Below are 26,866 nucleotides of genomic sequence, written 5' to 3' on the forward strand. Positions count from 1 at the left end.
CACTTCCTCCCAATTCGGTTTTTTTTGATGCTAGGCCCGATCGGGACGGTGTAAATGCCGCGCTGCGACATGCCGCTGGGTGAGGCGGAGGGTGGTTCGCGAGCCGGCTCGGCGCCAGGAAAGTATGACGTAGCGGCAGAGGTGGCGGGCGTCGCTGCGGTTTCTTTTGAAACGATTGAATTTTGCCGGAGGCGCGGCGGCGTTGTGCGGCGCAGCAGAGCGTGCGCGCGAATTACCGTCACCTTTTCGTGAATTTACCCATGGGGATGTAGATAGCGAGGGTTGCAGCCCCGCGCTTCGACAGCCGACCGCCGCCGGGCTCAGCGTTACAGTTTGCGCAGGCTGACTTCGGCGATCTCATGATCGCCCGCCTTGCGCAGAATCAGGTCGGCGCGCTGGCGGGTGGGCAGGATGTTTTCCTGCAGGTTCGGCAGGTTGATGCGCTGCCAGATGGAGAGGGCGGTGGCCTTGGCCTCCTCCTCCGTGAGCTTGGAATAGCGATGGAAATAGGACATGGGGTCCATGAACGCCGTGGAGCGCAGGCGCATGAAGCGTTCCACGTACCATTGCTGGAGAATGTCGTCGTCGGCGTCGATATAGACCGAGAAGTCGAAGAAGTCCGAGACGAACGGGATTTCCTTGCCGTCGCGCGGAAGGCGACCGGTCTGGAGCACGTTCAGCCCCTCGACGATGAGGATGTCGGGGCGGTCCACTTCCACCCGCTGGTCGGGCATCACGTCATAGAAGAAATGGCTGTAGAGCGGCGCCCGCACCGGCCGGCGACCGGCCTTGATGTCGGTGAGGAAGCGCAGCAGCAGCGGCAGGTCGTAGCTTTCCGGAAAACCCTTCTTCTCCATCAGCCCCTCGCGCTCCAGCACCGCATTGGGCAAAAGGAAGCCGTCGGTGGTCACGAGGTCCACCTTGGGGGTATTGGGCCAGCGGGCGAGCAGGGCCTGGAGCACGCGCGCGGTGGTGGATTTGCCCACCGCCACGGACCCGGCGACGCCGATGATATAGGGCATCTTGCCGTCGCCATTGTTGCCGTGGTCCAGGAAGTGGCTCATGGCGCGGAACAGCTTCTGCGTCGCGCCCACATAGAGCGAGAGCAAGCGCGAGAGCGGAAGATAGATCTCCTCCACTTCGCTGATGGACAGGCGGTCGTTCAGGCCCTGGAGGCGGATGATTTCCTCCTGCCGCAGCGGCATGGGGGTGTCCTGGCGCAGCACCGCCCATTCCTCGCGGGAGAAGGTGCGATAGGGCGAAAGGCCGGGATCGACCTGCTGGTCCATCTGGCGTCTCCTTGTCGTCGAAGCGTCAGCCGCGGGGTCGCGCGGCCTTTTCGTCGTGACCGGATCGTGCGGTGCGTCGGGCGAGTTCGGCGTGGACGTCATCGAGCGGAACGCCCCGTGCGTGGAGAAGGACGGCGAGATGGTAAAGCAGATCGGCGGTTTCCGCGACGAGCGCGGCCGGCGGCTCGGAAAGTGCGGCGATCACCGTTTCCACCGCTTCCTCGCCCAGCTTCTGGGCGCATTTGGCCACCCCCTTGTCGAGCAGGGACCGGGTGTAGGACGCTTCCGCCGTCGCGGCCGCGCGGGCGGCCACGATCTGTTCCAAATCGACAAGGGTTACGCGCGCGTCAGTCATTGTCCTGTCCAGTGGAACGCCGGCAGCCTCATGTATCGAGGCGCACGGGAAGGCCGGCCCGCGCCAGATGGGCCTTGGCCTCGCCCACGCTGAAGGTGCCGAAATGGAAGATGGAAGCGGCGAGCACAGCCGCGGCGCCGCCGTCGCGTACGCCTTCCACCAGGTGATCGAGCGCGCCGACGCCGCCCGAGGCGATCACCGGCACATGCACCGCGTCCGAGACCGCGCGGGTTAGGGCGACATCGAAGCCGATGCCGGTGCCGTCGCGATCCATGGAGGTGAGCAGGATTTCGCCCGCGCCGAGGTCGACGACCTCGCGGGCATATTGGATGGCGTCGAGCCCGGTGGGCTTGCGCCCGCCATGGGTGAAGATTTCCCAGCGGTTCGCTTCGCCGGGGGCGCTCACCTTCTTGGCGTCGATGGCCACCACGATGCATTGCTCGCCGAACTTTTCCGCCGCCTCGCCCACGAAGGCGCGGCGGTTCACGGCGGCGGTGTTGATGGAGACTTTGTCAGCCCCCGCGTGCAGCAGGGTGCGCACATCCTCCACCGTCCGCACGCCGCCGCCGACGGTGAGGGGCATGAAGCATTGCTCGGCGGTGCGGCGCACCACGTCCAGGATGGTGCCGCGATCCTCGTGGCTGGCGGTGATGTCGAGGAAGGTCAATTCGTCCGCGCCGGCGGCGTCATAGGCGCGCGCGGCTTCCACCGGGTCGCCGGCGTCGCGCAGATCGACGAACTGGACGCCCTTGACGACGCGGCCGTCCTTCACGTCCAGGCAGGGAATGACGCGGACTTTGAGCATGGTGGAACAACTCGAGCGTGCGGCGCAAACCTATGGCCGAATTCAAACTTGATGTCATCTTTTGCGGGTAAAATGGTGCATCGCGACGGCGATTTCCATCCTACCGCAGCGGCAGGTGTCGGGCTCAGTGCCCGGCCATGAGTTGCAGCGCCTCGCGTGCGTCGAGCCGCCCATCATAGAGCGCGCGGCCGGAAATCGCCCCGGCGAGCTTTTTCGCCCGGGGCTCCAGCAGCGCTTCCACATCGCTCAGCGAGCCGAGCCCGCCGGAGGCGATGACCGGAATATTCACCACGTCCGCGAGTGCGATCGTGGCATCGAGATTCAATCCCTTCATCAGCCCGTCGCGGGCGATGTCGGTGAAGATGATGGCGGCAACCCCGGCATCCTCGAACCGGCGGGCGATGTCTTCCACCGAGACGTCGGAGCTTTCCGCCCAGCCTTGCACCGCGACGCGGCCGTCGCGCGCATCGAGCCCAACGGCCACCCGGCCGGGATGGGCTTTCGCCGCTTCCTTCACCAGCTCCGGATCGCGCACGGCGGCGGTGCCGAGGATGACGCGGGTGACGCCCTTTTCCAGCCACGCCTCGATGGTGGCATGGTCGCGGATGCCGCCGCCGAGCTGTACCGGGATCGAGACCGTCTCCAGGATGCGGTCCACCGCCGCCGCGTTCACCGGATGGCCGGCGAAGGCGCCGTTGAGGTCCACCAGATGGAGATAGCGGAAGCCCAGGGTCTCGAACTCGGCCGCCTGGGACGCGGGGTCGCGGCTGAACACGGTCGCGCGGTCCATGTCGCCTTGTTCGAGGCGCACGGCGAGGCCGTCCTTCAGGTCGATGGCAGGAAACAGGATCACGGGCGCCACTTCAGGAAATTGGCGAGCAGGGCGAGACCGAGGGTCTGGCTCTTTTCGGGATGGAACTGGGTTCCCGCCACATTGTCCTTCGCCACGGCCGCCGTGATCGTGCCGCCGTAATCGGTGGTGGCGACGAGATCGGCGGGGTCGGCGAGGACGAACTGGTAGGAATGGACGAAATAAGCGTGCAGCCCCTTTTCCCCGGTGGGAATGCCCTCGAACAGGGGATGGGGTCGGGCGAGGGTCAGGGTGTTCCAGCCCATGTGCGGGATCTTCAGCGCCGGATCGGACGGGGCGATGCGGTCCACCTCGCCCTTGATCCAGCCGAGGCCGGCGGTGACGCCATGTTCCAGCCCGCGTTCGGCCAGCAATTGCAGGCCGACGCAGATGCCGAGGAACGGCCGCCCGCGTCCGTGCACCGCCTCTTCCAGCGCCGCCACCATGCCGTCCACCGCATCGAGCCCGCGCCGGCAATCGGCGAAGGCGCCGACGCCCGGCAAAACCACCCGGTCGGCATCGCGCACGATGTCCGGATCGCTGGTGACGATCACGTTCGCGCCGAGGCCGTTGGCGGCACGCTCCAGCGCCTTGGCGGCGGAGTGCAGATTGCCCGAGCCGTAATCGACGATGGCCACATTCATGATGCGCGCGGCTCCGGGAACGAACCGATGATGGGAGCGCCGAAGCCCGGCGCGGCAGTGGCGGGCTGGGGCCGGATCATTGGGCCCTGGAGCTGCGGTGGGCGCGGCGGGGTCCAATATTTGAAGAAGCGCCGCTCCGCCTCGTCGATGTCGCGGGCGACCGTGGTGCCGGCCTCCATATAGCCGATGCGGCGCAATTTCCAGATCCGCAGGTCGGCGAGCTGGAACGCCACCAGCACGTGCAGGCCGACGCCCAGAACGAAGCTCACATCCTCCGGCAGGCGCAGCAGCACTTCGGCAAGGCCAATCGCCAGCGAGGCGAGCACATAGGCCCCGAACGCGAGCCACAGCCGGTGGCCGAGCAGCACGAAGGGGGCGAACAGCAGCGCCGTCCAGGAGAATTTCTCCCGCACGAACACCACCCGGTCGGCCGCCGCGAGCGCGGTGTCGCCGGCCGTTTCCTTGGTCAGGACGGTCCAGATGGCCATGTTGCGTGCTCCGTCGCCTGCCTCAGGTGCCGAGGGCACCCTTGGTGGAGGGAATTTCACCGGCTGCCGCAGGGTCGATGGCCACCGCCGCGCGCAGCGCGCGGGCCAGACCCTTGAAGCAGCTTTCCGCTATATGGTGATTATTGTCGCCATACAGAGTCTCCACATGCAGCGTCACGCCGGCATTGGAGGCGAATGCCTGAAAGAACTCGCGCACCAGCTCGGTGTCGAATTCGCCGATCTTCGGCGCCGAAAAGCTGGTGCGGAACACCAGATAGGGCCGGCCGGAAATGTCGAGCGCGACGCGGGTCAGCGTCTCGTCCATGGGCAGGTGCAGGTCGGCATAGCGGGTGATGCCGCGCATGTCGCCGAGCGCGCGCTTCACCGCCTGGCCGAGCACGATTCCCACATCCTCGGTGGTGTGGTGGAAATCCACGTGCAGGTCGCCGTCGGCTTTGATGTCGAGGTCGAAGCGGGCGTGGCGCGCGAGCAGGTCCAGCATGTGGTCCAGGAACCCGATGCCGGTTGCAATGGATGCCTTGCCCGTTCCGTCCAGATCGACGGAAAGGCGCACCTTCGTTTCCTTCGTTTCGCGAACGATCTCGGCCTGACGCATGGAACTCCTCCAAGGCCGCGCCTTCTAGCAGGTAAGGTGCTGCAATGCCATATGGCGAAGGTGTGACAGCGCCAGCGCGGCGTTCGGCCGGGCAACGCTTCGCACCGACCCTCGGCCTACCGACACTCCGGACACCGGCGCGCAACGTGCCTCAGCTATTCCAGCCGGCGGTTGCCGAGATCGCCCGCGATCGGCTGCGCAGGGCCTGCGCCACCGATCCGTCCAGGCTGTCGTCGAGCGTGCCGACCGGCCCCATGAGGGTGATCGCGGCCGTCATGAATCCGGTCTGGTCGAAGATCGGCGCCGAGAGCGACGTGAAATTGGGGAGCAGGGCGTCCCGGCAGCGGCTCATGCCGTTGGCGCGGATGGTGGCGACCATCTCCTCGATTTCCGCCAGATTGGTGGGCGTATCGTCGGTCTTGAGCCGGCTTGAGCGCGGCGCCTCTTCCGCCAGTTCCTGCGAGAGCAGGGCCTCGGTCGCGGTGCGTGGGAGATGGGCCAGGAAATTGCGCCCGAGCGCGGAGCGCAGCAGGCTCAGCACACTGCCGACGCGCAGCTCCAGGATCTGGCGGGCCCCGCCGCTCTCGACGCGATAGACGATGGTGGGTCCCCGGTTGCCCCACACGCCGAGAAACACCGTCTGGCCGACCGTATTGGCGAGGTCGGTCATGACCGGGCGGGCGGCGGTGAACACGTCGAACTGCTCGATGGCGGCCATGCCGAGCTTCAGGGCATAGGGGCCGAGGGCGTAGCAGCCGGTATCCTCCTCTTGCCGCACGATGCCGACCGCCTGGAAGCTCACCAGATAATAATGGACATTGGCGGACGACATGCCGGTGCCCGCGGCGATCATCTTCAGCGGCACCGGGCGCAGCATCGTTCTGAGATAATCGAGGATCTTGAAACCGATCTCGATGGACTGGATGCCGCGCCGCGCGCCGCGTTCCGGTTTTGCGGTTTCCGCCGGGACCAGCTGGTCAGAGCTTTTGCTCCCGCCAAGCGGCGCGGCCTTGTGCCCACGGGGCGATGCCAATGAAATATCCTTTTGAAACAATATCTTAGACGAGTCTCTTGGGGTGCTGAAATATTGGGCCACGGCGGCAAAAAATTCAAGCTTGCAAAATTTGATAATATCATAATGATTTGATCATAGATAATTTGGACGCGCTGGCCCCGGTCAGCCGATCCAGAACGAGGGGATTTCAGATGGATGCGACAACGATCTCGGATCGCGTCGAGGGGGACCTCACGCGGTCGGAAGAAAAGCAGGTGGTGCTGGCCTCGACCCTGGGCACGATCTTCGAGTGGTATGATTTCTTCATCTACGGCTCGCTGGCCGTGTTCATGAGCCAGGTGCTGTTCCCGCCGGACAATCCCACAGCCGCCTTGTTGGCCTCGCTGGGTGCGCTGGCCGCCGGCTTCGTCATCCGCCCCATCGGCGCCGTTCTGTTCGGCCGGCTCGGCGACATGGTGGGCCGCAAATACACCTTCCTCATCACCATCATCATGATGGGCGGCAGCACTGCACTGATCGGCTTTCTGCCCAGCTACGCGACGATCGGGCACACCGCCTGGATCTCCCTGGTGGTCCTGCGGCTGCTCCAGGGTCTCGCCGTCGGCGGCGAGTATGGTGGCGCGGTGGTCTATGTGGCCGAGCATTCCCGGCCTGAGCGGCGCGGCCTGCTGACCGGATGGATCCAGATCACCTCGTCCATCGGCCTCGCCCTGTCGGTGGTGGTCATTCTGGGCACCCAGGCCTCCATGAGCGAGGCGGCCTTCAAGGATTGGGGCTGGCGCCTGCCGTTCATCATCTCCATCGCCATGCTGGCGTTCTCGGTCTATGTGCGCGCCAAGCTGCACGAATCCCCGGTGTTCGCCCGCATGAAGGCGGAGCAGCGCCTTTCCAAGAGCCCGATCAAGGACACGTTCGGCCGCTGGTCGAGCCTGCGCCTGGTGCTGATCGCGCTGTTCGGCGTGACCGCCGGCATGGGCTCCACCTATTTCACCGGCCAGTTCTACGTGATGATCTTCATGCAGCAGGTGGTGAAGATCGACCTGCACACCACCTATGTGCTGATGGCGATTGGCCTGCTGATCGGCGCGCCGAGCTTCGTGTTCTTCGGCTGGCTGTCGGACAAGATCGGCCGCAAATGGCTGATGATGACGGGCCTTGCCCTTTCGGCGCTGCTGTACCGGCCGATGTTCGCCTCGCTGCTGGAGGCCGGCAATCCGCAGCTTGTCGCGGTCACGCAGAGCGCGCCTGTCACCGTGCATGCCGACGCCGCCAGCGACGGCTGCCGCTTCGGCCTCGTCGCGGCGCTGGTCAATGCCCATCCTGACCACCTCAAGCCGTGCGTGCAGGCGAAGAAGCTGCTGATTTCCAGCGGCATCAACTTCCAGTACGGGCCGCCTCTCGAAGGCCAGAAGGTGGCGATCTCGGTGGCCGGGAAGACGGTTCAGGGCTTCGACCCCGCCGCCTATCGCAAGGCCCTGGCCGAGGCGGGTTATCCTGCCAAGGCGGATCCGGCGCGGGTCAACACGGTGCATATCGTGATGCTGCTGGTGGCGATGACCCTCATCGTGGCGATGATCTACGGCCCGGTGGCGTCTTTCCTGGTGGAATTCTTCCCGGCGAACATCCGCTATACGGCCCTGTCCTTCCCCTACCATATCGGCGCCGGCATCTTCGGCGGCTTCCTGCCGTTCTTCGCCACTTGGCTGTCGCTCTCGGTGGGGGATGTGTTCGCGGGGCTTTGGTATCCGGTGGTCATCACGGCCGTGGTCTGCGTGATCGGCTCGATCCTGCTCCCCAACAGGCCGACCCTGGCGCGCGACGCCTGAGGCACCCTTGGTGCGGGCCGCGCCATGCGGCCCGCACTTTTCCCGATCTGCCGCGCAGAAAGAGTGACCTGACCTATGCTGTTCGACATGACCGCGCTTGCGGCCGACGTGCGCTACAAGCTGCTGACCGCCACCGTCACCCCGCGCCCCATCGCATGGATCACCACCCGCTCGCGCGAGGGGATCGACAATGCGGCGCCCTTCAGCTTCTTCAATGTGATGGGCCACGAGCCCGCGACCGTGGCCATCGGCCTGTTGCGCAATCCGCGCAGCGGCCTCAAGGACACCGCGCACAATATTCTCGCCACCGGCGAATTCATCGCCCACCTAGTGCCCGAACGGATGGCGGCGGCGATGAACGCCACCTCCGCCGAGGTGCCGGCCGAGGTGGACGAACTGCGGGCCGTAGGCCTGCGCGTGGTGCCTGGGGACATGGTCGCCGCGTCGCGGATCGCCGATTGCCCGGTGGCCTTCGAATGCCGCACCGTCTCCTCGGTTGTGACCGGCCCCGATCAGGTGGCGGTGATCGCCCAGGTGCTGTGCGCCCATATTGCCGACGCGCATATTCTCGATGCCGGGCGCGGCCATGTGGATACGCCGAGTCTCGATCTGATCAGCCGCATGCACGGCGCCGGCTGGTATGCCCGCTCGACCGACCTGTTCGAGCTGGCGCGCCCGCAACCGGCGTCGCGGCAGGCCGAGCCGGTGGAATAGCTCCGCCGGCTCACCGATGGGCAGCCCTGCGGACGGTCGATTTCCGCTCCATTTCGAATCATGGCCTTGTGGTATGCGGCTCGTTATAAGCGGCCCGTCCCCTTTGTACCGTCGACACGCGCCCGGCCGCGGCGGAGAAGCCCATGGTCGCCGATCACGACCCGCAGCTGTATTTCCATGTGCGCATCGTCATGGGGATGATCCTCGGCCTCAGCGTCACCCGTTTGCTGGGGGGATTCGCCAAGTTCGTCCAGCATCCCGCGGTGAACGAGATCGCGCCGCTGCATCTCGGCTGGGCGGTGATGGTGCTGCTCAACGCCCTCATGTTCTGGTGGTGGGAATTCCGCCTCATCAACGTCCCGCGCTGGACGTTCGAGTTGTACCTTTTCCTGCTGACCTATTGCAGCGTGTTTTATTTCATGTGCGTGCTGCTGTTTCCCGACACTCTCGGGGATTACCCCAGCTATCGCGCCTATTTCGCCGCCAAGCGCAAATGGTTCTTCGGCTTTTTCGCGCTCTCGCAGGTGCTCGACCAGATCGACAGCTGGATTAAGGGGGCGGATTATTTCCTTACCTTGGGCTGGCCCTACAGCGTCACCACCGGCCTTCTGGTCCTGATGAGCATCGTCGCCATGTTTTACCGCAACGAGCGATTCCAGGCGGTGTTCCTCGCGCTCGGGCTGATCAACGAGGTGGGCTGGATCTTCTGGCTGCTGCACACGGTGAATTAGCCGCTGCCCGTTTCTGCTGCCCGTTTCTGCTGCCCGTTTCCTCCGCCGCTTGACGCTACGCGCGCCGCGGTTTCCATTCGCTTCAGTCCCGTTCTCCGGCCGACAGGCATGCCAATGACCCGCTTCGCCACCCGTGAGGGGCTCTCGCTCGCCTATGATGTTGCCGGCGAGGGGCCGCCGCTGCTGATCATCGGCGGGCTGTCCGCCGACCGGGTGTTCTGGGGCCTTTCGCGCCCGCTGCTCGGCGGCTTGCGCACGCTCGCGTTCGACAATCGCGACATCGGCGAAAGCTCGCGCGCGAGCGGCCCCTATGGCGCCGCCGACATGGCGCGCGACGCGCTGGCGGTGATGGATGCGGCAGGCCTCGAACGGGCCCATGTGCTCGGCCATTCGCTCGGCGGGGTGATCGCCCAGGAACTGGCGCTGCTCGCCCCCGAGCGGGTGGACCGGCTGGTGCTCGCCAACAGCTTAGCCCGCAACACCCCTTATACGCGCGAGGTCATGTGGCTGCTGAAGCGCCTGCGCCGCGAGATCGCCGATCCCGTCACCTACGTCAGCGCGCTCGCCACGTTTACCCTCGGCCGCGCCACCATCGATACGGTGCCGCTGGAGGCGATCGCGCGCCAGGCTTTGGCCGCCGGGCCGCTTCAGGAGGCGGAGGCCTTCGCCCGCCAGGCGGATGCGGCGGCGGGCGCGCACACCCTGGAGCGGATCGGCGCGATCCGGGCGCCGACCCTGGTGCTCTGCGGCGCCGACGATCGCATCTTCGCGCCGGCCCTGGCGCAGGAGCTGGCAGGGGCGATCCCCGGCAGCGCGCTGGAGGAAATGCCCGCGGTCGGGCATTGTCCCATGGTCGAAGCTCCCGGCGCGTTCGCAGCGGCGGTGCTGCGCTTCCTGCTCTGATTTTTTTTCCCTAATCATCGGACCAGAGGTTCCAACACCCCGCTCACGGCCCTCACCCCAGCCCTCTCCCCGGCGGGGAGAGGGGGCAGATGCGGGATTGCGGCAAGGCCCTCAACGTTTTCTTCTTCCCACCCCTCCATTCTCCACCTCTCCCCCAGGGGGAGAGGTGGACCGCGCAGCGGGCGGGTGAGGGGTTGTGCCAATCCGCAAGCCGCGAGACACCCGCCTTACGGCTTGCCTCTCATCCCGCCCGAGGGCTTGCGCCCGGCCAGGTTACAAGGACGCCGCATGCAGATCGCCCTGTTCCGCAGCCATGGTGCGCTGTTCCTCGCCGTGTTCCTGGATATCTTCTCGTTCGGCCTGATGTATCCGCTCATCGTCGGGCTGTTCGACGGGCCGGGCTTCGGCGGACAGGTGACCGCCGCCAATCGCGACCTGATGATGTCGCTCGCCTTTGCCCTGTTTCCCATCGGCGCCTTCTTCGGCTGCGCGCTGCTGGGCGATCTCTCTGACGCGCTGGGCCGCCGGCGCACGCTGGTGGTGTGCATGGCGGGGCTGGCGGCCGGCTATGGGCTGATGTGGCTGTCGCTGGAACTGGCGCATGTGTGGCTGTTCTTCGCCGGGCGCGTGGTGGCGGGGTTGATGTCCGGCACCGCGCCCATCGCCCAGGCCAGCATGGTGGATGCGGTGGCGCCCGCCGCGCGCGGCGATGCCATGGCGCAGGTGACCCTTGTGAATACGGTGGGCCTGATGGCGGGGCCGGCCATCGGCGGCGTGCTCGGCCATTATGATTTCCGCCTGCCGCTCGCCGTGGCGCTGGTGCTGTGCGCCTTCAATGCGGTGATGCTGGCGCGGTCGAGCTTCGGCGAGGAGACGCGGCGGCGCGCGTTTCATTTCGACTGGCGCCAGCCGTTCCTTTTGTTCGTGCGCCTGAAGGATCGTCCGCAGGTCGTGCCGGCGCTCGCCTCCTTCTTCCTGTTCCAGCTGGGTTTCCTGATCTATTACACCTTCATCCTGGTGGTGATGCAGCGCGACCACGGCTTCAGCACCGCGCAGATCGGCCTGTTTTCGGTGGCCATGGGCATCGGCTTCATGCTCGGCTCGGCCCTGTGCTATGCGCCGGTGGCGAAATGGCTGAAGGACGAGCGCCGCATCGCGATTTTCGGCGAGGCGACCTGCGGCGGCCTGCTGGTACTCACCGCGCTGCCGGTGGGCGCGGCCGGACAAGTGGGGCTCGCCGTGCTGATCTGCATCGCCAATGTGTTTTCCTATGTCTCCCTGCTGTCCGCCATGTCGGGCGCGGTGGACGAGACCGAGCGCGGCTGGGTGATGGGCCTTTCCAGCGCCAGCGTCGCGCTGTGTGTATTCATCGCCGGCCTGCTCACGAGCCTGCTCGCCACTCTGCCAGCGGCGGTGTTTCTCGGCGCGGGCGGGATTCTGGTGCTGCTCGCCATCGCTCCGGCGCTGCGCATCGGGCCGATCGTCGCGCCTATCGCCGTGCCGGCGCGGCGTTGAGTGTTGCGCTCGCGCTGGAACATCATAAGTAAGGCTGCGTCACCGGAGCCCCTCATGCATTCCCCAGATACCATTTACGGCACCACCATCGTCTCCGTCCGCAAGGGCAATAAGGTCGCCATCGCCGGAGACGGGCAGGTGACGCTCGGCCAGACGGTGCTGAAATCCAATGCCCGCAAGGTGCGCCGGCTCGGCAAGGGGGATGTGATCGGCGGCTTCGCCGGCGCCACCGCCGATGCCTTCACCTTGTTCGAGCGGTTGGAAGCCAAGCTCGAGCAATATCCCGGCCAGCTCCAGCGCGCCGCCGTGGAACTCGCCAAGGACTGGCGCACGGATCGCTATCTGCGCCGGCTGGAAGCCATGATGATCGTCGCGGACGCGCAGATCACCCTTGTCCTCACGGGCACCGGCGATGTTCTGGAGCCGGAAGCCGGGGTTGCGGGCATCGGCTCGGGCGGCTCGTTCGCGCTCGCCGCCGCGCGCGCGCTGCTGGACCGGGAGGAGGACCCCGAAGTGATCGTCCGCCGCGCCATCGAGATCGCCGCCGACATCTGCGTCTATACCAATCATAACATCGTCATTGAGACCGTCGGCGCCTGACGCCCGCCGCGCCGCACACCAAGAGACCTCCGAGATCATGAGCGATTTTTCCCCCCGCGAGATCGTGTCCGAGCTGGACCGCCACATCGTCGGCCAGACCAAGGCCAAGCGCGCGGTCGCCATCGCGCTGCGCAATCGCTGGCGGCGCCAGCAATTGGAAGGGCACATGCGCGAGGAGGTTCTGCCCAAGAACATCCTCATGATCGGCCCCACCGGCGTCGGCAAGACCGAGATTTCCCGCCGCCTCGCGCGCCTCGCCGGCGCGCCCTTCCTGAAGGTGGAGGCGACCAAGTTCACCGAAGTCGGCTATGTGGGCCGTGACGTGGAGCAGATCATCCGCGATCTGGTGGAAGTGGGCATCGGCCTGGTGCGCGACGTGAAGCGCAAGGACGTGCAGGCGCGCGCCCATCTCGCCGCCGAGGAACGGGTGCTCGACGCGCTGGTGGGGCAGGGCTCTTCCGCCGCCACCCGCGAGAGCTTCCGCAAGAAGCTGCGCGGCGGCGAGCTGGACGAGAAGGAAGTTGAGATCGAGGTCCAGGCCGGCGCCCCGGGCCTCTCCATGTTCGAGATTCCCGGCATGCCCGGCGCGCAGATGGGGTCGGTCTCGCTCGGCGACATGCTGGGCAAGGCGCTCGGCGGCGGACGCACCAAGGCCCGGCGCGTGCTGGTGAAGGATGCCCATCCCTTGCTCGTCACCGAGGAGGCCGACAAGCTGATCGACCAGGATGCGATCACGGTGGAAGCCATCTATGCGGTGGAGAACAACGGCATCGTGTTCCTGGACGAAATCGACAAGATCGCCGGCAAGGAGGGCCGCTCCGGCGCCGATGTCTCGCGCGAGGGCGTGCAGCGCGATCTGCTGCCGCTGATCGAAGGCACCACGGTTTCCACCAAGCACGGGCCGGTGAAGACCGACCACATCCTGTTCATCGCCTCCGGCGCGTTCCACGTCTCCAAGCCCTCCGACCTGCTGCCGGAGCTCCAGGGCCGCCTGCCGATCCGGGTGGAGCTGGAGGCGCTGACGCGCTCGGATTTCGTGCGCATCCTCACCGAGACCGAGGCGAGCCTCGTCAAGCAGTCGGTGGCGCTCATGGGCACCGAGGGCGTGACGCTGGAAATCACGCTCGACGCCGTGGAAGCGATCGCCGACGTGGCGGTGGAGGTGAATTCCACGGTCGAGAATATCGGCGCCCGCCGCCTCCAGACGGTGATCGAGCGGGTGCTGGACGATCTGTCCTTCACCGCGCCCGACCGCTCCGGCGAAAGCATCGTGATTGACGCCGCCTATGTGCGCGCGCGGGTGGAGGACCTGGCGAAGAACGCCGATCTGAGCCGGTATATTCTTTAAGCGCTCGGCTTTAGGGCTTGGGTTTCCCCCTCCCAACCCTCCCCCGCAAGCGGGAGAGGGCTTTGCAGCCTGGTCGCACCGACCGTCTGCGCTCATCACCGTTGCTCCCTCTCCCGCGTGCGGGGGAGGGTTGGGGAGGGGGAGTTCGAGGAGGGAAAGTCCGAGAGCCGGACGCCATCCAGGGCGCCCGCCCCTTCACCCGCGCGAGGCGTCGGCGAGTTGCGGCAGGCCGGCGGCTTCCAGCGCGCCCATGACGCGGTCGTAGGAGTCCGGGATCGGCAGCAGATGGTGCACCAGGCGCGAAACGCCGGCCGCGCCGCCGGGCGTCTCGCGCGCCAAGAGCGCCACGACGCCGCGCTCCTCCTCCAGCCGCCCCAGCGCATGCAGCGTCAGCGCCAGCGCGATGCGGCCCTGCGCCGAGGGATGCGCCTGCAAGGTGGACACCAGGCCGGTGGCGGCGATTTCATCCTCGCGCATGAAGGCGGCGATGGCGAGATAGACATCCTGCATCGGGGAGCGGGCGGCGCCGTGGCCGCGCGCGAAGGCCAGCACCGCCTCGCCCTGCTCGGGCTTGCCGAGGCCGATCATGATGGTGCCGACGGTGGCGGCCACGTCGTAATCGAGCGGATTGAGCGCCAGCGCCCGGTCGGCCGCGGCGAGGGCCGCGTCCCGCTCGCCCCGGAAGAATTCCACGCTCGCCAGCACCTTGGCCGAATAGGCGCTGTTCGGCGAAAGGTCGGTCGCAAGCTCGGCCTCGCGCTGCATCTCGTCGAGCATGGCGGGGTCGAGCGGCCGGTCGGAGGAGCGCTGCGCCTCGTCGAGCAGCAGCATGGCCCGCACCGCGTGCAGGGTGCCGAAGCCATTGTCGCGCGTCACCCATTGGTCGAGGCAGCCGCGCGCCTGGGCGGCGGTGGTGCTGTCCTCGCCGCGCAGGACGGCGAAGCTCTGGGCGATGCAGCCGAAGCCCGAGCCCGGTGCGTCGGCGCGCGCCTGGGCGCGGGCGCGGGTGGGCAGCACGCCGTAGGACTGCATCACCGCCGAGGCGATGTCGCGCACCACGCGGTATTCGGAGGCGGGAAGCTCCGCGCCGCGCCGCAGGTCCTCGAAGGCGGTGGACCAGATGATGGTGCCGCCGCACCGGTCGGTCAGGCGCACCAGCAGCGAGAAGGTGCCGCCCTGGTGCGCTTCGGCAAGGCCGGTGAGCGAGAACACCGAGCGTGGCGGATTGCCGCGGCATTGGCGGGTCGAGCCGTCTTCCCCGGCCGACATGACATCCACGAAATCGAACCGGGCCATGGCGTCGCGCAAGCGCACCTCGAAGGCGTGCACCTCGCTCGCGCCGAAGCCGGCAGGGCCGGCCGCGCCGGCGATCTCGAACGGGCGCACCTCCAGTTGCGGCATGCCCATGCGGTCGGCGATCTCGCTCGCCGAATTGACGCTCTCAAGGCCCAGCAGGCTGGCAATGGGGCCTGAGCGGTTGGAATCGGTCAGTTCCACCGTGCCCCACACCAGCGCGGCGGCGGCCACCAAAGCGATGGCGATCCAAGCGAAGCGCGCGCGGGTGCGGGCGGGCGGCGGGGAGGAGGGGGCGCCGGGCGCGGACGGTTTCACCGCCTCGCCATCCCCCGGCCCGGAGAGTCCAGCGGCCTCGCCCGCGCCACGCGGCACGAAGCGCGGCACGTAGACGCCCTTGGGGATGACGATTTCCAGCGTCTCTTCAGGGCCGGCCGAGGTATAATAACGCTCTAATGCGCGGCGCAGGCGGGTGGCCTCCACGCGCACGATGGGGTCGGTCTGGGGATCGAAGGTGGTGGGGCGGCCCAGCGCTTCGACGGCGATGGTATAACCCTTGATCGCGTCGGCCCGCCCACCGAGCGTCGCTTCCACCACGAAGCGCAGGAAATCCGCGAGGCGGGGCGAGGAGACGAATTCATCGGAAGCGAGCACGCGCGCCAGTGCGGCGCGGGCCTTGTCGGCCTGCACATCCTGCGCGCTCGGCAGGGCCGCGAGTTCGGCCGGGTCCTGTGCGTCCTCGCCCGGCAGAACGGTTTCGTCCGTCAAGGGGTCGGCATCCGACCTCGGATCGCGCGCCGAGCCGGTCACGGACGCGCGCCGGCACGGGCGGCCGCCTTAGGCGCCGCTCCGGTCCTCGTTTCAGCCATGCCGCAGCCCCGGCGCGCGTGCACCGCGTCCGCCTGCCTGACGTCCGCGTGCCGCGCCAAACCGCCGTGCCGCGCCACCGCCGCCGGGCTCGATTGAAAATGACCCATCGTCATGGCCCTCTTTTGTGCCAGTCGGGCGCATGGCGCAAGAGGCAGGGTTGCGACCTCGACGGTTCCCTCCCCGCGTGGCCGCTGATAGCTTCCCCGCACAGGCGGCAAATGTGAGGCCGCCGCGCGCCGGTCGGGCGATGAGGAGAGGGATGATGGCACTGGACGAGATCGCGGTTCGAGCAACGGGCGACGCGGCGCCGAATGACCTGGACGCATTCTGGATGCCCTTTACCGCGAACCGCTCTTTCAAGAAGCGCCCGCGTCTGATCGCCCGCGCCAAGGACATGCACTATTACACCCCGGAAGGCCGGGCGATCCTCGACGGCGTTGCAGGCCTTTGGTGCACCAACCCCGGCCATAACCGGGCGCCGGTGGTGGAGGCCATCCGCAATTCCGCGACCGAGCTCGATTTCGCCCCCACCTTCCAATACGGCCATCCCAACGCCTTCAAGGTGGCGAGCCGCATCGCCGCGCTCGCGCCGGGCGATCTCGACCATGTGTTTTTCTGCAATTCCGGCTCGGAAGCTGTGGATACGGCGCTCAAGATCGCGCTCGCTTACCAGAATGTGATCGGCCAGGCTTCCCGCACCCGCCTCATCGGCCGCGAGCGTGGCTATCACGGGGTCGGCTTCGGCGGCATCAGCGTCGGCGGCATCGTGCCCAACCGCAAGATGTTCGGCACCCTGCTCGCCGGCGTGGACCATCTGCCGACCACCTATGACCGCCAGCATCAGGCCTTCACCAAGGGCGAGCCGGACTATGGCGCGCATTTCGCCGACGAGCTGGAGCGCCTGGTGGGCCTGCACGACGCCTCTACCATCGCGGCGGTGATCGTCGAGCCCATGGCCGGCTCCACCGGCGTGATCCCGGCGCCGAAGGGCTATCTCAAGCGGTTGCGCGAGATCTGCGACAAATACGGCATCCTGCTGATCTTCGACGAGGTCATCACCGGCTTCGGCCGTCTCGGCTATGCCTTTGCCGCCGAGCGCTATGGCGTGATCCCCGATCTGATCACGTTTGCGAAAGGCGTTACCGCCGGCGCCGTGCCCATGGGCGGCGTGCTGGCGCGCAAGGGCATCCATGATGCCTTCATGCGCGGGCCCGAGCATGTGATCGAGCTGTTCCACGGCTATACCTATTCGGCCCATCCGCTCGCCTGCGCCGCCGCGCTGGCCACGCTGGACCTCTATGCCGAGGAAGATACCTTCGCGCGCGCCCGCAAGCTCGAGCCCATGTGGGCTGACGCGGTGATGAGCCTGAAGGACAAGCCGGGCGTGCTGGATATCCGCACGGTGGGCATCACCGCCGGCATCGACCTTGCGCCGCGCGAGGGGCAGCCGGGCCTGCGCGGTTATTCCACCCTCGACGGAGCGTTCCACGATCTGGGCATCATGGTGCGCGCCAGCGGCGATACCATCGCCCTGACCCCGCCGCTGATCATTTCCGAAGACCAGATCGGCGAGCTGATCGAGAAGGTCGGGAAAGCGATCGAACTCTACGCGTAAAATACGCCGGGCCGCGCGGTGTTCGCGCGGCCCGCCATCGTAAGATCCGTTCTCGCGAGATCCGTTATCGCAGGGTTATGGACGCAGAACAGAGCGGCGGCGCCCGGACGGACGCCGCCGCTCTGTTGTTAAGGGTCAGAGTCGCCCTGTGAGCGCCAGCACAACGACGATGATGAGGAGGACGCCCACGATTCCGCCGGGGCCATAACCCCAGCTGCGGCTATATCCCCAAGTCGGCAGGGCACCGACCAGAAGCAAAATCAAGATGACAAGCAGAATTGTGGACATGGCGTTGCGGTCTCCCGGCCTCTGACTGCCATGACAACGCCTGATTTCGTAAAATGTTCCCGTTTTCGTGGGAGCGACGACTATAAAACGGCCGCATCCTGGCCGATGGGGGATGTCGCCCGCAGCAGCCACGCGCAGGTCTCCGCCTCCAGCAGCGGACCCACCCGGACCGCCACTTCGGCGTGGTAGGAATTGATCCACTCGATCTCTGTTTTCGTGAGCAATTCCAGCGCCAGCAGGCGTTTCTCGAAGGGCGCGAGGGTGAGCGTCTCGAAGCCCAGGCTCGGCCGGTCCCCACCTTCGGGATGGCGCGGCTCCACCAGGATGAGATTCTCAAGCCGGATGCCGTAGGCGTTCGCTTTATAATAGCCCGGCTCGTTCGAGAGGATCATGCCGGCCTTCAGCGGCACATGGCCGAGCTTGGAGATCCGCGCCGGCCCCTCGTGCACCGAAAGCCCCGCGCCGACCCCGTGACCGGTGCCGTGATCGAAGTCGAGCCCCTGCGCCCACAGGAATTGTCGCGCCAGCGGATCGAGCTGCGCGCCGCTCACCCCCACCGGAAACACCGCGCGGGCGAGTGCGATATGACCCTTCAGGACTAAAGTGAAGTGTCGGCGCATCTCCGCCGTCGGCTCTCCGGCCACCAGGGTGCGGGTCACGTCCGTGGTGCCGTCGGGATATTGCGCGCCGGAATCGAGGAGAAACAAGTCTCCGTTATTTATCAGCCTATTGGTTTCCTTGGTGACGCGATAATGGACGATCGCGCCATTGGGTCCGGCGCCGGAAATGGTGGGGAAGGAGACATCGTTCAGCGGCCCGCTGCGCCGCCGGAAGGTCTCCAGCGCTTCCACCGCGCGGATCTCGCTCACCGTGCCGGTGGGGGCGACCTCATCGAACCAGTGGAGAAAGCGCGCCAGGGCCACGCCGTCGCGCAGATGCGCGGCACGCATGCCCGCGATCTCCGCCGCATTCTTCACCGCCTTCAGCAGGGTGATGGGATCGGCCCCCTTCGAGACGCTTCCGCCCGCCTGTTCGATGGCTTGCGCGAGTGCGACCGGGGCGGTGGCCTGGTCCACGCGGATCGTGCGCCCGGCGGCGAAGGCCGCGAGCTGGTCCGCCAGGGCGCCTTCGTCGGCGATATCGACCACGTCCTCCAATTGCGCGCGCACCACATTGGAGAGCTTTTCCGGCGCCACGAACAAGTGCGGCCGCCCCTGCGCCGGCACCAGCGACCAGGCGAGCACCAGCGGCGTATGGCTGACGTCGGCGCCGCGCAGGTTGAACAGCCAGGCCGTGGCGTGGGGATCGGAAATCAGGGCGCCGTCGACCTTGTCCGCCACCAGCGCCGCCTGCACGCGGGCCAGCTTCTCCCGCGGGCTGGCGCCGGCGCTGTCATCGTCCAGCAGGCGCGCGGCGGCGCGCGGCGGGGCGGGGCGGTCGGTCCACAGGCGGGCGATGGGATCGTCCGCGACCGCGACCAGGATGCCGCCGGCCTTCGCGACCGCCTGCGAGAGCTTGTCCTTCATGTCGAGGGTGGACCGCCAGGGATCGAATCCCAGCGAGGCTCCCTTGGGCAGGTGCGATTCGATCCAGCGTTCCGGGGTGATGTCGGCCAAAGGCACCACGGTGAAGGCGGTGCCGTCCACCTGCGCCGGTGCCTGGAGGGTATAGCGGCCGTCGACGAACAGGGCCGCCTCGTCCTTCAGCACCACGCACAGGCCGGCGGAGCCGGTGAAGCCGGTGAGCCAGGCGAGGCGCTCCTCGCCCGGCGTCACATATTCGTTCTGGTGCGCATCGGCGCGCGGAATCACATAGCCGTCGAGCCCGCGGGCCGCGAGTTCCGCGCGCAGGGCGGCGAGCCGCGCCGGTCCGAGCCGGCCGTCGGCGGTATCCTCGAACGTTTGATAGAGCGCCGAAAATTCAGCGGCATCGGGATCGGCGGCGGCGGGCTGGATCTGTGACATGCGGTATTTTAGGAGCGAAGCGGCGCGCCCGCAATTCGTCCCGGCGGGCGGGGCAGGCTTATTGGGTCTGCCCGGCGACGAAGCAGCGGTTGCGCCCGGCCTTCTTGGCGGCATAAAGCGCGACGTCGGCACGCGCGAGCAATTTGCGCAGCGGCTCCGGCGGGCGATATTGGGCGATGCCGAAACTGGCGGTTACCACCCGCGTATCCGGCACGGATTCGAAGTGGGTGCTTTCCAGCAGCGCGCGCACGCGCTCGGCGAACTGGCGCGCGCCTTCCACGTCCGCCCCGGTCAGCAGGATGGCGAATTCCTCGCCGCCGATGCGCCCGATCACATCTTCCCCCCGCATGGTGTTGAGCAGGAGCGCGCCGAATTCCTTCAGCACCGCGTCGCCCGCGCCATGGCCGTAAGTGTCGTTCAGCAATTTGAAATGATCGATGTCGCAGGAGATCAGGCTGACCTGCCGCCCCGCCGCGCGGGTCATGTGCGAACCGGCGATGCGCTCGAAGCCGCGCCGGTTCAGCAGCCGGGTCAGAAGATCGGTGTCGCGGTCGCGCTCCATGTCGCCGAGCATGTCGGCGACGGATGCCGCGAGCAGCGTCAGCGCCATGATCGCCCCGAAAATGGCAAGACTCACCTGGAGCAGGAGCCAGAACACCGAGCGGCCGAAGGTGCCGGGCACGCTCCCGAGCTCGGGATCTATGGTGGCGGTGGTGCGAATGAAGAAATGGAAAGCGAACGCCACCAGCACCCAATAAAGGAAGCGATCAATGAAGCGGCCCGAGGCCAACCCCACCAGACGCATGCAGATGTAGAGGAAAACAAACCCGTAGCCGAAGTTCAAAATATATATGCGGGCGATCAAGCTGCGCTCTATGTAGAAAAAATACCAGATCGGCACCATGATCACAGTGAATATAATAATCGTGACGAGCGGGCTCATTTGCTGCCCGGCGCGCTGGAGGACACCATTGCCGATCATCACCACGCTGGTGGTGTAAAGCAGCGCCGAGAGAATGGTGTTCTGGCCGAAATCCGCCGGCCACAGCGCGATCTGGACGATGGCCGCCAAGCTGTAGCTGAAGCATGCGGCCGAAAACAGCAGGATATAATTGCGGGAGCCACCGAACGCCCACAATCCCAGAAAACAAAAAGAAAACAGCGCCAATATTGCCGGCCCGATCAGCGCTAATGCAAAATAGGTATCGGGAGCGGGAGACATCTGTGGGTAAGGCTCTGACTGGTCGCTTTGCGTGCCTTATTCTTGTACCGGGTTAGCCCCGGCGGGGGAAGTGGCCCTCGTGTATCCGTTTGACGCTGCAACCCGAGCGCGGCGCCGGCCCGGTGGCGGGTCCACCGGGCCCTGGCGTGCCGCGTCCGCGGGCGATCAATAGGATACGAACGCTCCGGCGAAGAGGCCCTCGCCGCGGCTGTCTCCGGCCAGCTTGAAGCGGTATTGGGCGGTCAGATCCACATAGGACATGGGGGCGGTGTATTTGTCCTCGCGGAACCACCATCGCAGGTTGAGGCCGGGGCCGGCGCCGAGCGTGCCCGGCGTGTTGAGCACCGAATCATAGGCCCCGCCGACCGCCAGGAACGGGGTGACGATGAAATTGTCGTTCACCGGCTTCACTCGATAGGAATGGCCCCAGCGGAATTCGAAGCTGCTGACCGATTCGGGCAGCTCGACGTAATAATTGGTGTCGGCGTAGAACTGCCAGTAGTTCCAGTCGTTCACGTCCACCCGCAGGTCGCTGCCCTCGCCGGTGGAATAGGCGGCGCGCAGCAGCCAGTCGTTTCGGGCATAGGTGCCGATCGGGAACAGGCGGCTCGCTTCCAGCACCAGGTTCTGGTCCTTCAGCGGCTTCCATCGCACGCCCACGCTGCCCTGCATGGTATCGACGCCGGTCGGCCCGCCCTTTTCGTCATAGAGAGTGGTGAAGACGCGCCCGAACACCTCGAAGATCGAGCCGTCGCGATAGCCGATGCCGGGCGGGCGCCAATAGACCTCGGCCCCCGACTGGATCGTGTGGCCGCCCACGCCCGGCGGCGGCGCCAGCGGGGACGCGGGCATGACGCCCACCGCGCCATAGCTCACCGAGGCATAGGCGCCCCAGGTGCGCTCCAGCTCGCCCACTTCGCGGCGCAGGCCGAACACGGTCTGCGCCGGCAAAGGCAGGGCGCCGTCCGCATGGGCATCAATGGCCCGCTTGAACAGGGCCGCCGATTCGGCATTGTGATACTCGTGCTTGGCTGCATAGGCGGCATCCACCAGCACCATGCCGCGCCGCAACCCAGTGGTGGAATCCACCTGGTGGAAATATTTGTAGGCGGTCGCCGTGTCGCCGGACTGGTTGGCGAGATAGGCGATGTCGAGTGGCTGCATGGCGCGCAGCTCGCCGGTGGCGAGCGCCTGCTGGAACCGCGCCTTGGCCTCGTCCTTGCGGCCGAGCGCCACCAGTTCGCCGATGACGGCGCTGGCGATATTGGCCCGGTCGGTGGGGGTGCGTGCGAGGCGGTAGGCGAATTCGAAGGTTTCCAGCGCCTCCTCGTGGCGGCCGAGGGCCTGCAAGGCGAAGCCGCGCCGGGCGACCACGTCATAGCTGCGCTCGCGGCCCAGCGGTGCGAGGGCATCGAGCGCGGCTTGCGGGTCCTTCGCGCCCATATAGGCGTCCACCAAAGCGAGCCGCACGCCGCGCACGTCCGCCGGCGGCAGGCGCCCGCTGCGCAAAGCGGCGGCGAAGTCGGACGCCGCGGCGCCGTACCGGCTGAGCTTCTGGCGGATGTAGCCGCGCTGCACCACCAGCGTCACCTCGCCGGGGAAGGCGGCAATGGCCTGGGAAGAGGCGGTCTCCGCTTCCCCAGTCCGGCCGGCGGTGGAGAGCGCGTTAATGAGGAACTGGCGATAGGTGATGTTGCGCGGCGAGAGTTCCACCGCGCGGCGCGCCTCGCTGATGGCGAGGCTATAATTGCGGGCCTTGAGCGCGCGGATCGAGGCGTCGGCGGCTTCATAGCCGGGGTCGCTCGGCACGCCGGTGCCGGCATTGGTTCCGCCGGCGAACACCGAGCAGATGATGCCGTAATTGGTGGATTGGCACAGCGGCACCGGCGCCGCGAGCGCGGGTCGCTGACGGTTCGGGTGGGCGAGCATGGCCTCGGCGGTCTTGCGGAAGCTTTCCACGTCCGCATTCTTCGCGTCGTCGAGGGTCTTGAGGATCTTTATGGCGTCGTCCGGCTTGCCGGCGGCGAGCGCGGCATTGGCGGCGATCAGGCTGTAATTGAGGATTTCCTGGTCGGTGAGGACGTTGGAGGCCAGCACCTTGTCGAAATCCTGCACCGCGCCGGCCCGGTTGCCGGTGGCCTGGAGCAGATAGGCGCGCAGGATCCGGGGCAGGACGTCGTTTTCATCCTCCTCCACCGCGCTCGCGGCGGCGGCCGCGGCCTCCTTGGTCTGGCCGGCCGCCATCAGCGCCTGGATCAGCACGATGCGGAACACCATGGCGTGCGGCGCCTGCTGCACCGCCTTCTTGGCGGAGTCCACGGCGGCCTTGGGGTTCTTCTCCGCCATCTGCTTCAGCGCCAGCACGGCGGAGGGCTCGCCGAGGCGCGTCTGCGCCATGCTGCGCAGGCCGAGCAGGGCCGGATCATCCTCGCCCGCCGCGATCGCCTCGCCGATGGCGGCGTCGAGGGCGGCGAACTGGTTGGAGCGTTCCAGCGTATCGATCAGCAGGCGACGCCAGGCGGCGTTCGAGGGGCTGACCGCCAGCGCCTCGCGGATGCGCTTTTCCGCCAGCGTGTAATTGCCGTCGGCATAGGCCTTATAAGCTTCGTCGGCGGCCTTGAAGCCGGGATTGGCAACCCCGCCGGCGCCCGGCGGCGTGGTGGCGGGCACGAGGGTGCAGGCCGGTCCATAGGGCGTGTCGCGGCATTTCTGATAGGGCACCGGCAGCGTCTTGAAGGCGTCCTTCGGCACGATGCTCGGGGTCGCGTCCTGGGCGCTCGCGGCATCGCGGCGCGCCTTCACCGACGGGTCCTGGGTATCGCCGAGCGGATCGAGGATCTTCAGGGCGCGGCGCGGATTGCCGGCGGCGATGGCGGCGTCGGCGATCACCAGGCGCACGTCGCGCGCGTCGGGGCCGGTGAGCACCTCGTCGGTCAGCGCGCTGTCGAAATCCTGGTTGGCCTCGTTGATGCGGCCGAGGCGCTCGCGCAGATAGCCGCGCAGCACCTGGGGCAGGAAGGATTTGGGATCGACCGCGATGGCCGCCGTCGCGGCCTGCTCCGCCGCCTCGATCTGGTCGTCGGCGATCAGGGCATAGATCAGCAGCACCCGGTAGCTGAGATCATCGGGCACCAGCGCGATGGCTTTGCGGATCTCGACGAGGGCCGCCTTCGGGTTGCGCGCCTCCAGCGCCTTGTTGGCGGCGAGCGAGGGCGCCTGGGCAAGCACCTTGCTCTGGCTGCGCAGGCGGGCCGTGATCGCCGGGTCCTGGACCCCGGCGGCGATCGCATCCTTCGCCGCCGCGACCGATTCTGCGACATCGCCCTGGGCGTCGAGCGCGTCCATGAGCAGGAGCCAGAGCCGGGCGACATCGGGCCGAAGGCGCAGCGCCTCGCGCGCCTGGGCGGCGGCGGTGGCGTAGTCCTTGGCCTGATAGGCCGAATAGGCCTTGTCGGCGGCGGTCCATGCCGGCCCCACGAGGGCCGGTTCCTGGGCGAGCGCGGGCGTGTGGGCGACCAACGCTATGCCGCTCACCGTCATTGCCAGCATGGCGGCGGCGGTAACCCTGCGCATGCGCCCCATCGCCTGAAAGCGCATGGGGCGGCTGATCTCGGAGAGATGAATCGCGGTAGTCATGTGCCTACCGTCGATTATTAAGGTTAAATCACAGTTAAGGCTGTTTTCAAAGTCTGGATCTTTGTGATTCGCTTTCTGTTAACTTTTATCAAATCCGAGATACTTCGCGGAAGACAATGTTCAGGAAGTTTAAAGGTTTTATTTACGTTCTGTAAACCAGTGTTTACGAATGGTGAAGAAGGTGGGTGCCGCCCTTACTTAGCGTCGCTGTTACTTGGCGATCGCCGCCGTCATGCGATCCCGCCACATCTGCGGGGCGATGATGGAGGGGGCATCCCATTGTCCGGTCGCGTCCGGGCCGCTGTGGAATTGCCCCTCGTTGAACTGCCACACGATCACCTGCGGCGGCTGCTTGGCGAAGCCGGGGGAGCCGACATATTGCAGGAAGGTGAACCACGGCCCGATATTGCCCACGTTCCAGGTCAGCGACACCGGCCGGTCGAGCGCGTTCGAGAGCTTCTGCGGGAAGCCGAGATAGGGCTGCACGAAGCTGTTGCCCACCACATGCACCGGGGCGGGGGCCGCATCCAGGAGGCCCTTCTTGTCCTCGGGCGGAACGCGCACGGTGTACAGGTCCGGCCCCACGGCCTTCTGCTGGTCCGGCGAGAGGAAGCGTTGGGCAAGATCGCCGAGATTGCGCTGGGTGACCCATTCGCCGAGCTTGTCACCCGTGCCCGGCGCGCCGGAGAGCTTGACGCTGGCCTTGATCACCTGCGCGACCGCGCCGGCCGCGGCTTCCGCCGACCAAGCGGTCCAGTGGTAATCCGCCCGGAAGAAGATGGTCTGCTTGCCGGTCTCCACCGATTTCAGCGTCGGCCGCAGGTCGATGGCCTCAAGCCCGCTCTGCTTCAGCTGGGCGAGGATGAAATCATAGCGCGCCTTCACGTCGGTGGAGACTACGGTCCCGTCGGGCAGCTTGTCGGGATAGAAGGTGGCCTTCAGCGGCACCACCAGTGGCACCAGCAGGATGTTGCGCGCCGCGAGGCGGTCCTTGGTGTCCTTGATCAGCGCGACTACCTTCTGGACACCGGCGGTGTCGGAGGTGGTGAGGCTTTCCCAACCGGGAAACAGCCAGCCGCCCTTGCCCATGATGATGATCGGCCCGTCGGCGGCCCTGGCCGGAAGGCCGGGCACGGCCGCGCCCGCGAGCAAGGCGGCGGCGGTGAGAAGGGCGCGGCGGCGCGTCACAAGCATCATGGAAGGTCCCTTTCGAGATAGCGCCGTTCGGCATCGGTGAGCGGCTGGGTCAAGGCGCGAACCGGCCATTCCCATACGACAAGCTTGGTCCGCTGGAGCAGGTCGGCGTGGGCGTCCAGAAGGTCCAGGATGGCGCCGGAAAAGCCGCCGCCCGCGAGGCTGCGCTGGACCACTTCGCGCGCGAGCGCCGCCTGAAGCGATTCGAGGAACCCCGAGTTCAGCGAATAGGAGGAGCCCGCCAGGATTATGGCGGGAACCGGCGTATCGTCGAGCAGGCCGCCGGCGCGTTTCCAGGAGGCGGAGATGTCGCGAGTCTGGTCGGGCGCCGGGCCGAAAATGTCGGCGGTGCGCACGAGGTTTGCCAGCCGCATGAGATCGCCGGGGCGCGGGTGGAGCGGCCCTTCGGCGAGGGTGACCGGGGTTGTACCGGCGCCGAGAATGACATTGACCATCATCGCCACCTGCTCAGCGGCGAAGCCTGCGCCCATGGTGTTCCAATGGGTGTCGGTGCGCAGGAAGCCGGGCTGAGGCCAGTCCGGCGCGAGGTTCACCTGTCGCAGCCCGCTGCCGTTGGAATAGCCGCGCCAGGCGGCGCGCCGGTTGCGGGCCTGCTCCGCGACCGGCAGGCCGCAGGTTTCCCTACGCGCCAGATCCACTTTGTCCGGCACCGGAAGCACCACCAGCGCGACGCCGCGCTTGGCGAAATCGGCGGCGATCTTGCGCGCCAGCCGCACGCGGGCGGCGAGGAAGGTGTCGCCGTTGCGGACTTCAAGGATTTCCTCGGCGAGGAACAGCCAGCCGGGACAGCCGGCGCGCACCTGGGGGCCGGCATCGCCGATCGCGGCATAGAGTGCGCCCGCCGCCGCGCCGTCCAGCGCCTCGCTGTGCGGAACGCCCGCGGCGAATGTGCGGTCGAAGGTGGCGGTGAAGGTGCCGTTCAGCAGGGTGGACGCGGAGAGCGGGGCATAGGCGGCGCGCGCCGGTTCGCTCCACAGATGGGGCAGGCTCGCCGCCATGCCGGCGAAGCACACCAGCAGGAAGGCCGCGGCGTAGACGAGATGGAGTTTCGCGCGCATGGCCGT

23 protein-coding genes are annotated in these 26,866 nt (G+C 67.0%); 8 read left to right on the forward strand and 15 right to left on the reverse strand.

The features are described 5' to 3' along the window. Nucleotides 1-326 precede the first annotated feature (326 nt). From coaA to V5G24_RS02635, 8 genes are all read right to left on the reverse strand, one after another. Nucleotides 327-1,289: a type I pantothenate kinase gene (coaA, locus tag V5G24_RS02600; protein ID WP_394079262.1), complete on the reverse strand. Its 963-nt coding sequence runs from the start codon at nucleotides 1,287-1,289 to the stop codon at nucleotides 327-329. A gap of 25 nt (nucleotides 1,290-1,314) precedes the next feature. After that, the gene (locus tag V5G24_RS02605; protein ID WP_394079264.1) at nucleotides 1,315-1,644 is read right to left on the reverse strand and encodes a phosphoribosyl-ATP diphosphatase; all 330 of its coding nucleotides are present in this window, start codon (nucleotides 1,642-1,644) and stop codon (nucleotides 1,315-1,317) included. A 28-nt stretch (nucleotides 1,645-1,672) separates the two neighbouring features. Beyond that, a complete protein-coding gene (hisF, locus tag V5G24_RS02610) occupies nucleotides 1,673-2,449 on the reverse strand; it encodes an imidazole glycerol phosphate synthase subunit HisF (RefSeq protein ID WP_394079266.1) in 777 nt (258 codons plus the stop codon). Nucleotides 2,450-2,573: 124 nt separating this feature from the next. Then, on the reverse strand, nucleotides 2,574-3,302 hold the full coding sequence (hisA, locus tag V5G24_RS02615) for a 1-(5-phosphoribosyl)-5-[(5-phosphoribosylamino)methylideneamino]imidazole-4-carboxamide isomerase (protein ID WP_394079268.1): 729 nt from the start codon (nucleotides 3,300-3,302) through the stop codon (nucleotides 2,574-2,576). Continuing rightward, nucleotides 3,299-3,943 (reverse strand): imidazole glycerol phosphate synthase subunit HisH, encoded by a 645-nt coding sequence (gene hisH / locus V5G24_RS02620; protein ID WP_394079270.1) that lies wholly within the window; start codon nucleotides 3,941-3,943, stop codon nucleotides 3,299-3,301. Before hisH ends, hisA begins: the two co-directional genes overlap by 4 nt. Beyond that, nucleotides 3,940-4,431 (reverse strand): DUF2628 domain-containing protein, encoded by a 492-nt coding sequence (locus tag V5G24_RS02625; RefSeq protein WP_394079272.1) that lies wholly within the window; start codon nucleotides 4,429-4,431, stop codon nucleotides 3,940-3,942. Before V5G24_RS02625 ends, hisH begins: the two co-directional genes overlap by 4 nt. 22 nt (nucleotides 4,432-4,453) lie before the next feature. Then, nucleotides 4,454-5,047 carry an imidazoleglycerol-phosphate dehydratase HisB gene (gene hisB / locus V5G24_RS02630; protein ID WP_394079274.1) on the reverse strand — a complete coding sequence of 198 codons (594 nt, stop codon included), beginning with the start codon at nucleotides 5,045-5,047 and terminating at the stop codon, nucleotides 4,454-4,456. A 151-nt stretch (nucleotides 5,048-5,198) separates the two neighbouring features. Beyond that, complete coding sequence (locus tag V5G24_RS02635; RefSeq protein WP_394079276.1) at nucleotides 5,199-6,080, reverse strand: IclR family transcriptional regulator; 882 nt, start codon at nucleotides 6,078-6,080, stop codon at nucleotides 5,199-5,201. Nucleotides 6,081-6,253: 173 nt separating this feature from the next. Here V5G24_RS02635 and V5G24_RS02640 point away from each other — a divergent pair, with 173 nt between their 5' ends. From V5G24_RS02640 to hslU, 7 genes are all read left to right on the forward strand, one after another. After that, nucleotides 6,254-7,888 carry an MFS transporter gene (locus V5G24_RS02640; protein WP_394079278.1) on the forward strand — a complete coding sequence of 545 codons (1,635 nt, stop codon included), beginning with the start codon at nucleotides 6,254-6,256 and terminating at the stop codon, nucleotides 7,886-7,888. A gap of 75 nt (nucleotides 7,889-7,963) precedes the next feature. Beyond that, entirely contained in the window at nucleotides 7,964-8,602 is a 639-nt protein-coding gene (locus V5G24_RS02645; protein ID WP_394079280.1) for a flavin reductase family protein, read from the forward strand. A gap of 143 nt (nucleotides 8,603-8,745) precedes the next feature. Then, a complete protein-coding gene (locus tag V5G24_RS02650) occupies nucleotides 8,746-9,333 on the forward strand; it encodes a hypothetical protein (RefSeq protein ID WP_394079282.1) in 588 nt (195 codons plus the stop codon). A gap of 114 nt (nucleotides 9,334-9,447) precedes the next feature. After that, on the forward strand, nucleotides 9,448-10,236 hold the full coding sequence (locus tag V5G24_RS02655) for an alpha/beta fold hydrolase (protein ID WP_394079284.1): 789 nt from the start codon (nucleotides 9,448-9,450) through the stop codon (nucleotides 10,234-10,236). Between the two features lie 288 nt (nucleotides 10,237-10,524). Further along, entirely contained in the window at nucleotides 10,525-11,751 is a 1,227-nt protein-coding gene (locus V5G24_RS02660; protein ID WP_394079286.1) for an MFS transporter, read from the forward strand. 54 nt (nucleotides 11,752-11,805) lie between these two features. Continuing rightward, entirely contained in the window at nucleotides 11,806-12,351 is a 546-nt protein-coding gene (gene hslV / locus V5G24_RS02665; RefSeq protein ID WP_394079288.1) for an ATP-dependent protease subunit HslV, read from the forward strand. Between the two features lie 37 nt (nucleotides 12,352-12,388). Beyond that, nucleotides 12,389-13,699, forward strand: coding sequence for an ATP-dependent protease ATPase subunit HslU (gene hslU, locus V5G24_RS02670; protein ID WP_394079290.1), 1,311 nt, complete (start codon nucleotides 12,389-12,391; stop codon nucleotides 13,697-13,699). A 195-nt stretch (nucleotides 13,700-13,894) separates the two neighbouring features. Here the strand turns inward: hslU and V5G24_RS02675 are convergent, their stop codons facing one another. Next, the gene (locus V5G24_RS02675) at nucleotides 13,895-15,760 is read right to left on the reverse strand and encodes a hypothetical protein (RefSeq protein ID WP_394079292.1); all 1,866 of its coding nucleotides are present in this window, start codon (nucleotides 15,758-15,760) and stop codon (nucleotides 13,895-13,897) included. A 364-nt stretch (nucleotides 15,761-16,124) separates the two neighbouring features. Here V5G24_RS02675 and aptA point away from each other — a divergent pair, with 364 nt between their 5' ends. Continuing rightward, the gene (gene aptA, locus V5G24_RS02680) at nucleotides 16,125-17,477 is read left to right on the forward strand and encodes an omega-aminotransferase AptA (RefSeq protein ID WP_394080333.1); all 1,353 of its coding nucleotides are present in this window, start codon (nucleotides 16,125-16,127) and stop codon (nucleotides 17,475-17,477) included. Nucleotides 17,478-17,612: 135 nt separating this feature from the next. On the opposite strand, the gene V5G24_RS02685 is transcribed toward aptA, so the two are convergent. From V5G24_RS02685 to V5G24_RS02710, 6 genes are all read right to left on the reverse strand, one after another. Beyond that, nucleotides 17,613-17,765: a DUF3309 family protein gene (locus tag V5G24_RS02685; protein ID WP_394079294.1), complete on the reverse strand. Its 153-nt coding sequence runs from the start codon at nucleotides 17,763-17,765 to the stop codon at nucleotides 17,613-17,615. An 80-nt stretch (nucleotides 17,766-17,845) separates the two neighbouring features. Then, nucleotides 17,846-19,729, reverse strand: a complete 1,884-nt coding sequence (locus V5G24_RS02690) for an aminopeptidase P family protein (protein ID WP_394079296.1) — start codon at nucleotides 19,727-19,729, stop codon at nucleotides 17,846-17,848. Between the two features lie 58 nt (nucleotides 19,730-19,787). After that, nucleotides 19,788-20,867 (reverse strand): GGDEF domain-containing protein, encoded by a 1,080-nt coding sequence (locus tag V5G24_RS02695; protein WP_394079298.1) that lies wholly within the window; start codon nucleotides 20,865-20,867, stop codon nucleotides 19,788-19,790. A 249-nt stretch (nucleotides 20,868-21,116) separates the two neighbouring features. Next, nucleotides 21,117-24,587, reverse strand: coding sequence for an NfrA family protein (locus V5G24_RS02700; protein ID WP_394079300.1), 3,471 nt, complete (start codon nucleotides 24,585-24,587; stop codon nucleotides 21,117-21,119). A 210-nt stretch (nucleotides 24,588-24,797) separates the two neighbouring features. Next, the gene (locus V5G24_RS02705) at nucleotides 24,798-25,784 is read right to left on the reverse strand and encodes an alginate O-acetyltransferase AlgX-related protein (RefSeq protein ID WP_394079302.1); all 987 of its coding nucleotides are present in this window, start codon (nucleotides 25,782-25,784) and stop codon (nucleotides 24,798-24,800) included. Further along, nucleotides 25,781-26,860 carry an alginate O-acetyltransferase AlgX-related protein gene (locus V5G24_RS02710; protein WP_394079304.1) on the reverse strand — a complete coding sequence of 360 codons (1,080 nt, stop codon included), beginning with the start codon at nucleotides 26,858-26,860 and terminating at the stop codon, nucleotides 25,781-25,783. The genes V5G24_RS02705 and V5G24_RS02710 overlap by 4 nt, the downstream gene beginning before the upstream one ends. Nucleotides 26,861-26,866: the final 6 nt, after the last annotated feature.

Source organism: Roseixanthobacter finlandensis, assembly GCF_043195105.2.
Taxonomy (GTDB): domain Bacteria; phylum Pseudomonadota; class Alphaproteobacteria; order Rhizobiales; family Xanthobacteraceae; genus NCEH01.